At 68.7% G+C, this 10,911-nt stretch carries 9 protein-coding genes and 3 pseudogenes; 5 read left to right on the top strand and 7 right to left on the bottom strand.

The genetic code is table 11. From position 1 onward, the window contains the following. Nucleotides 1-655 precede the first annotated feature (655 nt). The 3 genes from BFF77_RS20770 (at nt 656) to BFF77_RS20760 (ending at nt 3,616) form a co-directional block, all read left to right on the top strand. The gene (locus tag BFF77_RS20770) at nt 656-1,363 is read left to right on the top strand and encodes a class I SAM-dependent methyltransferase (RefSeq protein WP_066952156.1); all 708 of its coding nucleotides are present in this window, start codon (nt 656-658) and stop codon (nt 1,361-1,363) included. Between the two features lie 410 nt (nt 1,364-1,773). After that, nucleotides 1,774-2,472 carry a type 1 glutamine amidotransferase domain-containing protein gene (locus tag BFF77_RS20765; protein WP_066952154.1) on the top strand — a complete coding sequence of 233 codons (699 nt, stop codon included), beginning with the start codon at nt 1,774-1,776 and terminating at the stop codon, nt 2,470-2,472. Nucleotides 2,473-3,076: 604 nt separating this feature from the next. Then, nucleotides 3,077-3,616, top strand: a complete 540-nt coding sequence (locus BFF77_RS20760) for a GNAT family N-acetyltransferase (RefSeq protein ID WP_066952152.1) — start codon at nt 3,077-3,079, stop codon at nt 3,614-3,616. A 115-nt stretch (nt 3,617-3,731) separates the two neighbouring features. Here BFF77_RS20760 and BFF77_RS38220 read toward each other — a convergent pair. Beyond that, nucleotides 3,732-3,939, bottom strand: a pseudogene (locus BFF77_RS38220) (helix-turn-helix domain-containing protein); the annotation flags it as partial. 128 nt (nt 3,940-4,067) lie between these two features. Between BFF77_RS38220 and BFF77_RS20755 the strand changes: the two are divergent. Beyond that, complete coding sequence (locus BFF77_RS20755; RefSeq protein ID WP_066952150.1) at nt 4,068-4,370, top strand: hypothetical protein; 303 nt, start codon at nt 4,068-4,070, stop codon at nt 4,368-4,370. Nucleotides 4,371-4,535: 165 nt separating this feature from the next. Here BFF77_RS20755 and BFF77_RS20750 read toward each other — a convergent pair whose 3' ends face one another. From BFF77_RS20750 to BFF77_RS20730, 5 genes and pseudogenes are all read right to left on the bottom strand, one after another. Next, the gene (locus BFF77_RS20750; protein ID WP_066952148.1) at nt 4,536-5,399 is read right to left on the bottom strand and encodes an alpha/beta fold hydrolase; all 864 of its coding nucleotides are present in this window, start codon (nt 5,397-5,399) and stop codon (nt 4,536-4,538) included. Nucleotides 5,400-5,711: 312 nt separating this feature from the next. Next, the gene (locus BFF77_RS20745; protein WP_066952146.1) at nt 5,712-6,170 is read right to left on the bottom strand and encodes a hypothetical protein; all 459 of its coding nucleotides are present in this window, start codon (nt 6,168-6,170) and stop codon (nt 5,712-5,714) included. Beyond that, complete coding sequence (locus BFF77_RS20740; protein WP_066952144.1) at nt 6,167-6,661, bottom strand: MarR family winged helix-turn-helix transcriptional regulator; 495 nt, start codon at nt 6,659-6,661, stop codon at nt 6,167-6,169. The genes BFF77_RS20745 and BFF77_RS20740 overlap by 4 nt, the downstream gene beginning before the upstream one ends. Before the next feature lie 220 nt (nt 6,662-6,881). Further along, entirely contained in the window at nt 6,882-8,597 is a 1,716-nt protein-coding gene (locus tag BFF77_RS20735) for a pentapeptide repeat-containing protein (RefSeq protein WP_079125345.1), read from the bottom strand. 208 nt (nt 8,598-8,805) lie between these two features. Then, nucleotides 8,806-8,913, bottom strand: a pseudogene (locus BFF77_RS20730) (transporter); the annotation flags it as partial. 76 nt (nt 8,914-8,989) lie between these two features. On the opposite strand from BFF77_RS20730, the pseudogene BFF77_RS36985 reads away from it, so the two are divergent. Further along, a pseudogene (locus BFF77_RS36985) lies at nt 8,990-9,219 on the top strand (IS5 family transposase); the annotation flags it as partial. Between the two features lie 325 nt (nt 9,220-9,544). On the opposite strand, the gene BFF77_RS20720 reads toward BFF77_RS36985, so the two are convergent. Further along, complete coding sequence (locus tag BFF77_RS20720) at nt 9,545-10,219, bottom strand: lytic polysaccharide monooxygenase auxiliary activity family 9 protein (protein ID WP_483855210.1); 675 nt, start codon at nt 10,217-10,219, stop codon at nt 9,545-9,547. Nucleotides 10,220-10,911: the final 692 nt, after the last annotated feature.

Below are 10,911 nucleotides of genomic sequence, written 5' to 3'. Positions count from 1 at the left end.
GGGCAGGGTGTCGGGCTCGTCCAGGGTCGTCACTGGCTGGTCTCCCGTCTGCGAGGGCTGGGGCGGTCGGGACCGGGGCGGTGGGTGTGGAGGAGCTCGGCTCGTAGGACCGGCACAGCGGGAGATCGCCCCCGGGCCGGGATTGATCAGTCGGCCCGCAGGCGCAGGCGGACGCCGCCGCGGCGAGCGACCGTGATTCAGCGGCGCCCGGCGCGTCGTTCTTGCTCCGGCCCCGCCTGGTCCCCGGCCTTGTGACGCGCGGGTGTCCGGTTGTGTGGTACGGGGCGGGGGCACCTCGACGACAACGTCGACAACGCAGAATCCGCCTCCCATGATCCGCCGTCCCCGTCGCCTCGTGCAGAGCGCGAACTTCCGGCGCTCGATGCGCGAACGTCCCTGGGACTACGCCGTTCACTCCCGCACAAGAGGATCCGGCCCCGCCAATGGGCCCCGCGGGTTACCCGGGGGCCGCGATGGACCAGGCGCGGGTCCGGGGCAGCCGCCGCGGTGGAGAGGAACCCGATCCGCAGTTGCGGTGCCGGTCGATCCACTGGCTCGTAAACGACTACAAGACGTGTGGAGGCGACTTCACAATGTAATGTCCCGGCGAGTGCGGTGACCGGCATGTCCCTGCGGCGGAACAGGAGCACGCGCAATGACCCAGGAACCAGCGGGGGTACCAGTACCGGGCGTCAAGGTCGACGGCTCGGAGGAGGCTGCCCGCCCCTTCGACACCCTGGGGCTGACCTACGAGAAAACGTATGCCCATCTGCCCGAGCAACTCGCGGCGATCGACTGGCTGCTGGCCAAGCTGCCCGAAGCGGCTCGGGTGCTGGACATCGGCCCGGGCACCGGACGGCCGACCGCGGAGCGGCTCTCGGCCGCCGGCCACCAGGTCCTGGGGTACGACGTCTCCCGGACCATGGTGGACCTGGCCCGCGCCCAGGTGCCCGCCGCCCGCTTCGAACTGTCGGATGTGCGCGCCCTGCCCGACACCCCGGGGGCCTGGGACGCGGTGACCGCGTTCTTCTCGCTGCTGCAGATGCCACGCACCGACCTGGACACCACGCTCGCCCGGATCGCGAACTGGCTGGCCCCCGGGGGTCTGTTCGTCCTCGCCGCCGTTCCCCTGGACATCGACGACGCCGAGATCGAGTGGATGGGACAGACCATCCGCGCCACCAGCTACCCCGCGGAGGTCTACCCCGAGCTGCTGCGCACGGCCGGGCTGGAGGTCGTGCACAACCAGCTCAGTGTCTTCCATCCCGACTTCCCCGGCATGGGGGCCGAGGAGCATCAGTTCCTCTACGCCCGCAAGCCCGGAGATCCCGCCGCGCACGCGCACGCTCCGGCCGATTCCTGACCGACGGCCGCCGTCGTCCGCCTTGTCCCGGCTGAGCCGGACCCCAGGGGGCGGGGTCCTGCCGGGCGGCGCCCCGCTGGTCCGGTTATCCTCACGGGAAAGTGGGGCGTATCGTATTTCTTGTGCTTTCTGTGCTCGTTCTGGGCGGTTCCTCGCCGGGACCGATCGCATGGAAATCGCATGGAGGTCGGGCAGGCGCGCGGTGAACGCTCCGACGGTTCACCGTCGAGTCGTACGAGTCGTCGCCCCGCCGAACTCGCCAGTGGCGCTGACGGCCACCGGCCCCGACAGGCGTTCGCGCGGCGTACGGTACCCGCCGCACGGCGCTACCCACGGAGATTGCCCACACATGGACGGCCGGGGCCGGGCCGCGGTCCGGTGGGCGCAGGCCAGGCTGGGAGGCGATGTCAATGGCGAAGATCCTGTTTGTTGTCACCGGAGCGAGCTACTGGACGTTCAAGGACGGTCACCGGCACCCCACAGGCTTCTGGGCCGAGGAGTTCGTGGCCCCGTACACGGCGTTCACGGAGGCCGGTTACGAGGTGACGGTGGCGACGCCGGGCGGCGTCGTACCGCGGGTCGACACCATGAGCCTGTGGCCCGAGATGGCCGGCGGCGCGGAGATCTCGCGCCAGGAGGAGCAAGTGATCGAGCGCGCCGACGAACTGCGGTACCCGATCCCCTTGCAGGACGTCCGCATCGAGGATTACGACGCCGTCTTCTACCCGGGTGGCCACGGTCCGATGGAGGACCTGGCCTTCGACAAGGACTCGGCCAGGATCCTGACGGAGGCCCTCGCCTCGGGCAAGCCCCTGGGAGTGGTCTGCCACGCACCGGCCGCGCTGCTGGCCACCAAGCGCGCCGACGGTACGTCCCCGTTCGACGGATACCGGGTCACCGGGTTCACCAATGACGAGGAAGACGCCGTGGGCTTCTTGTCCAAGGCCAAGTGGACCATGGAGGACGAGGTCAGGAAGCTCCACGTGGACTTCTCGCGCGGCCCGGTCTGGGAGCCCTTCACCGTCGTCGACCGCAACCTCCACACCGGCCAGAACCCGGCCTCGGCCGGCCCCGCCTCCCGGGAAATCCTCAAGGTCCTCGGAAGGTGAGCCGGGGAAACGGCTTGGGGCCGGGCGGGACGGAGGCTCCTGGCCCTTGACGCGTCGCGCCGTACGACGGGCGCCGTGGCGCTGTCTACCCGGGGGAGCCAAGGCGTGCGCCGGAGCAGTCTTGAGGGCCTTGAGGTGCTCGACACCTAGCAGATCGGCCGACGGCCGACGGACAAACGCAAGCGCCGGCGTGGCCGCGCGGGCGTTGCTGTCCTCGAACGGATGGAAGAACAGGACGTCGAGGTAGGCCCGGGCGGCGCGTGAGGGCAGGGGGACGTCCGTTTGAGTGAACTCGGACAGACAGTGCTCGAACCAGTTCCGGGCACTGCCCCAGCACTGCCGTGAGCCGGAGTCGTTCCCTCTCTGCGAGGCTATCCGGCGCATGGGCGGCGGCAGACGATCTCAATACTGGGAGTGTTCGGTCAGCCAGGTGGCCAGGTCGGCGTGCTCCTTCTCCTGCTGTGGCTGGTGCTCCGGCCGGGAAGGTTCACCGGGGCAGCTTCGTCAGTCTTGGAGCCGGCCGTGCATTGTCCTTCTGGGCGGCGGTAGCTGTCCCCAGGAAAATGGATTGCCTTGGGGACAGTGCTCACGTTGGCTGGGCGGCATGGCTGAACTGCATACCGATCGCCTCGTGCTCCGTCGATGGCAAGATTCCGACCTTGAACCGTGGGCGGCGATGAATGCCGATCCCGAGGTTCGGGAGCACTTGGGCGACTTGCTCACCCGTGAACAGAGCGATGCCTCCGTGGCGCAGTTCCAGGCCGAGTTCGACCGGCGAGGCTATGGATGGTGGGCAGTTCAATTGCGGGCCACGGGCGGGTTCATCGGCTTCGCGGGCTTGGACCAGGTGGATGATGGCATGCCGTTCACGGGGGTGGAGATCGGTTGGAGGCTCGCTCGCTCGGCCTGGGGTCAGGGTTACGCGACCGAGGCCGCCTTGGCCGGTCTGGCCTTCGGCTTCGAAACGCTTGGACTTCACGAGATCCTCGCAGTGACGACTGCCACCAATCTCCGTTCCCAAGCAGTGATGCGCCGGATCGGCATGAGCCGGGACCCGGCTGACGATTTCGACGACCCTGCCGAGCCCGAAGGGCCACTGCGTCCGAACGTGCTGTACCGGATCGCGCGTGGTGCGAGGGTCTGACACTCGCGGCCCGGTCGCTTGGCCAGGCCGCGGCGGGGAGCGGCCGTCGCCCCAGCGAATGCCCTTCTCGACTGCGGATGCGGATGCGGACGCGGGCGCGTTCGCGCGCTTGAACGGCTGGCCAGGCCGATCTCGTTGAACCGGTGAAGCACGTCGCGGACGGTGTCCTCGTCGGCCCGCACCAGCTTCGCGATCACCGGGCCCTGATTCCCGCCGGCCGAGGCCAGCAGCATCATCGCGTGCCGGAACCGTGCCGAACTGGTGCCGCCACGACGCACGATGTGCCGCAGCTTCCGACCCTCCTGGTCGGTCAACCTGCGCACACGGACAGGTCACCCATCACACCCCCAACGGTCGGATCAACGGACACCACCGGAAACGCGGCCGCAAGACCCCCCGCCCGATCCGGCGGCCCGCCGCCGAACGGCCGCAGCTTCCCGGCGTCGAGCGTATGCAGCGCATCCTCCGGATGGCGGACTGCGGACTGCCCCCGATCAGCGTCGTGCACGTCGCTCCGCCGGGATCGCTCGTACGGCGCCTCCTTTATCTTTCCCGCCTGACCGCCGCCGACCAGTTTCTTTACGCGGCACGTCAGGCGATGGCCCTTCAGGCACAGGGAACGCAAGGGCTGATGGATCCCGCTTGCGTAGAGCGGCAGGCCCGCGCCATCGCGCAACTGGTCACGAAGGTGCCGCGTCCGTCACCGGAACTGCGAGAATTCGGCGCGGAACTCTCCGAAGCGGCCGGGTACTGACGCCGTCGGTTCATTCGTCAGCCCGACTTGTGACGCGGTTCTGCTGCGCAACGAGTGTTCTGTCCTGACGAAGGTGTCTGGTCATCCGATCGAGGATGATGACGGGGTACTGGTCCGAGTGGAGGCAGTCCTCAGCAGTTCTCAGCAGTCCTCATCCGGCTCCGGTCATGATTCCGCTGGCAGGAGCGTGGCGATGTCACTCAGAACTCGGGCCGCCGGTGCCGGGTCGACCAGCCACTTCAAGTGGCTGCTGGTGAGCGTGCGGACGTCGTAGGGGTTCTGCGGCGTCAGCGCGTCGCCCTCGCGGATCATCCGGTCCTGCATGGCGAGCGGCACGCTGGTGTCCTCAGTCAGCCGGATGTACGTCTTGGGGATCCGCCCCCAGCTGCCGGACTGTGCCCGGTCGTCGGGTGTGCCGGTGTCGAGGTTCTCGTCGGGCTGGAAGGTGTTGAGGAAAACCATGAACTCCTCGTCCGTCCCGTCGGCGAGGAAAGCCGCCTTGAAGGCCGCGAGGACTTCAGGGGCGGCCGTGCGGAAGTTGGAGCGCAGCAGCCCGAGCTCGGCCGGGTTCCCGACCATCGCCGCTGCCAGCCCTGTGGCGTCGACCGTGGCCATCTCGGGCTCGGCGTAGTAGGCGCTGACGTCGAGGTCGACGGGACACCAGGCGGAGACATAGACGATGCGGTCGATCAGGTCGGGCCGCTGGTTGGCCGCGACGGTGGCCGTCATGCCGCCGCGGCTGTGTGAGACGAGGATGACGGGCCCGTTCCGCTTGGCCCGCTCCAGTGTCCCGATGAGGTGGGCGGCGTTGTCGGTGAGCGTGACGCCCTTGATGGCCCCGGGAGCGGTGGCGAGCTCTCCGAGATCCTGCGGCGCCTGATAGGCCCGCGGGTACGTCGCGGAGAACCCGTGTCCCGGAAGGTCGACGGCGACCGAACGATGTCCGAGGAGGCCGAGTTCGGCCTGGAGCGGTGCGAAGGAGAACGAGTTCGCGAAAGCTCCGTGCACCAGTACGAATGTCGGTTGCATCTGTCCACACTCACTTTCCAGGTTCTGTCCGGCTGCTGCCGCGCGAAAGGGGGCCCTTCCTCGGGAAGAGGAAGGGCCCCTTTACGTCGAGCGCCCGGCAGGCCTTGCACCTACATTTCCCGCCGGCAGGCGGACGTCTTTCCTTGGACCACAGACGCGTGACTCCGTGTGGTGAACCGGAGTTACACCATGATCATACCGGGTTCTCCGGGCTCGTGCGCACACCCGCCGAGCACAGGTCGGCCGAGAGGGTGACGCCGACGGCAGGCGTCGTTGCCCAAAGACTGATCGGACGGTCGGGTGGTCAGGCGGTCAGGCGGTCAGTACCGCAAGTTCCGCGTTGGCGCGCTCGGTGACCAGGGCGAGGACGCGGCCGGCGGCGGCCAGGTCCGCGGCGGGTATCCCGCCCCAGACGCGGGCGCTGACGGGGGCTGTCTCCGTGCCGACGGCGGCCGTCAGCTCGCGCCCGGCCTCCGTGGCGCGAAGACGCGCGCCGTCCGCGACGAGCAGCTGCTTGGCCAGCAGCTCGTCGAGAGTGGCGCGGATGTCGGCCGGATCGGCCTTGAGGTGGCCCTGGACCTGGGCGACGAGATCGTCGGGCGTTTGCGGGGCATCGGCGGTGAGGGCGGCCCGGAGGGTGATCTGCTGCTGGAACGTGATGCCGTGCCGGGCCAGGACGTGTTCCAGGATGCCGCGGGCGGCGTAGTGGGCCAGCGCGAGGGCGCGGGCATCGGCGACGGGTTCGGTGGTGGCGGATGCGGTGGTGGTCATGGTGTTGTCCCCTGAGTGCTCTCGTCGTTCGGCGCGGATGGAATGAGAGGCGTGTCGAGCAGGGTCGTCAGCTCGTCGGCGAACGCGCGCGTCCGCGGGGCGTCGAGGCCGCCGAGCGGCTCCAGCAACTGCTGAAGCAGCTCCTGCACCACCGCGATGGCCTGCCGTGCGACGGCCTGGCCCTGCTCGGTGAGGACGAGCTGTACGGCGCGCGGATCGCGGGGGTCCCGGGTGCGCTCGATCCGGCCGGCCGCCTCCAGAGCACGCGCCAGCTTGGAGACGTACAGCGCCTCCAGACCGGTGCGGTCCGCGAGTTGGCGCTGGCTGGGCCGCTCGCCGGTGCGCTGCATGCCGTGCAGCGACGCGACCAGTACGTACTGCGCGTGGGTGAGACCCAGCGGAGCCACCGCGCGATCGACCGCGACGCGCCACTTGTTGGCGAGCCGCCACACCAGATAGCCGGGCGTGGGGCCCCGTGAAACCTTGCTCATGCCGAATAGAGTACATGGACACTATGTCCATGGCTACTATTTTCTGACGACACCGGCCTTCGGGCCGGGCGTTGTGGCGTGCGGCGGCCTCGGCTCCCTTCGCCGGTGGCGCCACTCGCGCCCGGATCGCCGCCGAAGGCGCCCACACCGAAGCCGTGTTGTTCGCGGCCCCCGAGCCGGCGGACGCCGGATGGCTCTTCGGCGGCTTCCGAGCTGGGGGTCAACGTTTGATGCGACCGCGGACGGCGAGGACGGCCAAGCCGAGGAGAACGGGTTCGGTGAGGCGGGAGACCATTTCGGTGTAGGTGCCGGTGGTGGTGAGGTTCTGGCCGCTGGTACGGAAGATGACGGAGTTGACCACGACGCGCAGGCTCTTGTCGAAGCGTTCGCTGGTGAGGCGCTCGGTGACCGGTCCGGTGGGGTTCTCGGGGTCTGGGCTGTCGGTGGTCATCGTGATGCGGTGGCTGGTGAGGGTGCCGGTGCTGAGCGAAGGAGTGTCCCGTTCCGGAAGGCCCCAGAGCATCATCACGAGCATGGTGAGGATCACCGCGAGCAGCAGCCATCCGAGTGCGCGCGTGGCGCGCAGGCCGTAGCCGGACAGGACCCAGTACGCGGTGATCAGGCCGCGTTCGGCCGGTGCGGTGTGCGGATCGACGCGGCGCATCTCCATCTCTCCGTAGTAGAAGTCCGCGGCGCCCGGTGCGTTGCTGGAGTCCTCGTAGGACTTGCGCAGCGCCCGGTACAGTGCCGCCAGTGCGCTGGGCTGCACGATGTCCGCACCGGGCAGGGGCAGTTGCCACCCGGGTAACGAAGCGGGCCGGGTCGAGCGCCAGTGCTGCTCCTCGGCCAGGGTGCTGCGGCGCGTGAGGCGCACCGGGCGCCAGCCCTGCCGGTGAAGGCCGGCAGGGGCCTCGGCGAAGGAGCAGTCGCCTTCCAGGCGCACCTGGTCCAGGTGGATCGTGCCGGCGAACAGGCACCCGGTCAGGTCAAGGTCCGTCAGGAGCAATTGAGCCGCGTCCACGCCCTGCAACGAGGCCACCCGCGGCTGTTCCGGCACATTGACCAGCGCACTCTCGTCCAGCGGTCCCGTCGGGGTGACGAAGGGACGCAGATGCCCGGCCACGGCCAGCGGGTACTCGCACACGGCGTCGGTCAGGTCGACGGAGGCATGACGCAGCCTCAGCGTCGCCGGCTGGGCCCACTGGGTGCGGCGGCACATCACTTTGCGGGCGGCGGCCAGGACGGTCATCCGCGCCGCGAACGACGCGTCGCCCAGGTCCAGTGTTTCCCCGCACGACAGGGGCCCGAGCCATGACGCACGCGCGAATGTCGCGTTGAAAGCGGCGTACCTGGCGAAGACCGCTCCGGTGAGCAGGACGTCCTGGTCGAAGGAGGCCCGGTGGAACCAGCCGCTTCCGAATGCGGAGTCCGTGAAATGGGCGTCGCCGGAGAAGGCGGTCTCGACGAACCAGACGTCAGTGGCGAAGGTGGTCCGGTCGAACCGGGCGTCCCCGGCGAAGTGCGCCGCTTTGAAACTGACGTCCCTTGCGAAAACGACCCCGTCGAACCAGGCGTTGCCGTCGAAGGTGCACTGCACGCAGGAGACGCTTCCGGTGAAGTCGGTCGACGAGAACCCCACTTCTCCGTCGAAGGTGGCCTGGTCGAACAGGACATCCCCCAGTCTCGCCCTCCCGGTGGCGGGGTCGGTCGTCCGTACGTGGATCTGCTGGAGGAGCGCCGCCGTGACGGTTGTCCCCCGCAGGTCCAGGTCGGCGCCGGGGGAAAGGAACGCCAGGTACGCGGTCTGCTCGGCCGGGGTGGCGTGGGCCAGACAACGGAGAGACCCCGGGATGGCAATCCCGCGGCACCCGACCCGATCGCCGGGGCCGGCGCCTTGCCCGCAATGAGTCCACGAAGGGGAAGCAGCAGTCACCATGCCCCGGTGATAGCCCACACCCGGCACCCCCCGGACGGACAACCCCGAACCGTTACGCCATCGACAGCACCAGCCGGCCATGACAGACCGGACCATGACAGACCAGGGCACTGCCGTAGCGCCGGTAAGAACTGTCAGCCCGGCCCGTAGGGCCCGCCGGGCCAGGTCGACGCCCGCCAGTAGAGGTGTTTGGCTCCGGAGGGGTTGCTCAGAGCCAGTTCCGTCGCTTGAAGATGACGAACAGGCTGGTGCAGACAACCGTCATCAGGCCGATGGCGAAGGGGTATCCGAGTACCCGGTGCGACTCCGGCATGTGCCTGCGGCATCTTTGCCCAGCTCAACGGCCTGTTGCGGGAGTTGGTGCGTCAGCAGGAGGGCCGGAACACGAAGCCCCCAGGACCAGGGGCTTCATTCCGATACCGAAACGGTGGGCGGTCGGCGGACCTACGGCTGGCTGATGCTCCACCGGCGCCTTGCCCGCGACCACGAAGCCCACCCGCACCGCTCCGAAGCCATGATCCACCTCGCCATGAGCGACCTGATGGCCCGCCGCCTCGCCGGTGAGGCCACCATCTCCTGGCGCGACCCGACATCAATGGATCAAAAACATATACCGGGATGAAGCAACGAGAGAAAACGATCTCTCAGCGACGAGGAACCCTCTTCGCCGAGACCGCCGACCGCCTTCCAGACCTTCCTGGACGAGAACGAGATCCCCCGGTCGAAGTCCTGCCGGATCTCCGGCAGTTGAGCCCGACCGTCCAAGGTCCCCGACATCTCCGGCCGCTTGACGATCCATAGGAGCTTCAGAGCCAACTGAGGAACGCGGGAAGCCCCGTCGGGGCAGGGCGACCAATTGGGGCCCCTGCCCCGACGGGGCTCGGTCGGCCGGGCGGCGGGTTACCGGCGCCCGGCAGAGGCCGGTGCCGTGTGCGGTGCTTTGCGGCTCAGCCGAAGTTCACGTCACTGCACCACATGTAGGCCTGGTCGAGGTGCGAGGCCTGCCAGATCACGAACAGGATGTGGTGTCCGGTGTAGCCGGAGGTCTGGACGGGGAACGTGATGTCCTGTGCCGGGGCGAAGCGGCCGGTCTGCGTGATGAAGTCGAGGTTGCTCCAGCCCAGGGTCTGGGTCTTGGGGTTGAAGCCCTGCTTGCTCACGTAGACCTTGAAGTAGTCGGCGCCGTGGGACGCCTGGTCGTACATGTGGACCGAGAAGTTGTTGCCGATGGTGGTGGTCTTCCACGATCCGGGCTTGTCCAGGCTGGCGTTCCTCGAGAGGTTGTTGCTGCAGAGTGTCCCGTCGGGGGTCCGTGCCTGGAACTGGCCCCCGAGGCCGTCGCGGAGCGCGCTCATCCAGTTCCACATGGTGTCGGGGTTGGCCTGGAAGGCCTGCCAACACATGGGGTCCTGGGTCTGCATGGCCGGGTTCGTGTGGTTGTTGCCCCACGTCTTCCAGCACTGGTACGCGCGGGTGGCGGGGCCGACGACGGTGCCGTGGGCCTGGGCGGGGGTCGACCAGGTGAGGGCGCCGACGGCCACGGCGAACAGCATGACGAGCGCCTGGAGAGGCCGGCGGAGGGACGCTCGCGAACGCCCGGTTAACGGACTCTTTTTGCGCATGGTGGGGGACTCCTTCCAGTTGCAAGGCTGTTTTGGGAGCGCTCCCAAAGATAGGTCTTCCGAGTGAGATGTCAATGAAGCAGACGGAGTTGATTACAGGGGTGGGTGGCGAGCAGGGAATCTGCCCGCAGAATTGAGCAAGTAGGCGGCCTGGGCGGGATCGTCAACCTTGAGCACTCGGACGCCGCTCCGGCCGGTGTGCTCGCGTTCCGCCGTGCGCGTATGGCGAACGAGAACACCGTCGTTGAGCTGACTGCAAGGACAGGAGCTTCCCGAACCCGGAATTGGCCCTTGGGAAAGTCGATGCCGCGCAGGCTCGGCTCGCCAAGGAGGTCTAAGACTACGAGGCCCGGGGCAGGCCGTTGCAGACGGTTACCCGGTAGGCGTCGGAACTGCCTTTCGGCCGTGGCGGAACGGTGACGCGGCTCGTTCGGCAGGGTGTGGATCGCGACGTCCAACCGCGGCTTCGGCGGGAGGCACAGGGCCAGCAGGTCCCAGTGAACGTGGAACCCGCCGCACGCCCGCATGCCGCCGGATCCGGAGCAGGGGCGCTGCCGGTGCTCGTCGCACCGCCACCCCTGCGAGTACCGCTTCCGGGGCGCGGCGGTAGCCAGCCGAGGCGGACTCCCGCGCCCGCACCGGCCCGGCAGGTGCGGGCGCGGGGACCACCGGTTCCGGGGCGGTGCTCATCG

The sequence above is a fragment of the Streptomyces lushanensis genome, assembly GCF_001700515.1.
Lineage (GTDB): Bacteria > Actinomycetota > Actinomycetes > Streptomycetales > Streptomycetaceae > Streptomyces > Streptomyces lushanensis.
The sequence above is the reverse complement of the archived record's forward strand: the minus strand, read 5'-3'. Positions and strand labels throughout refer to the sequence as shown.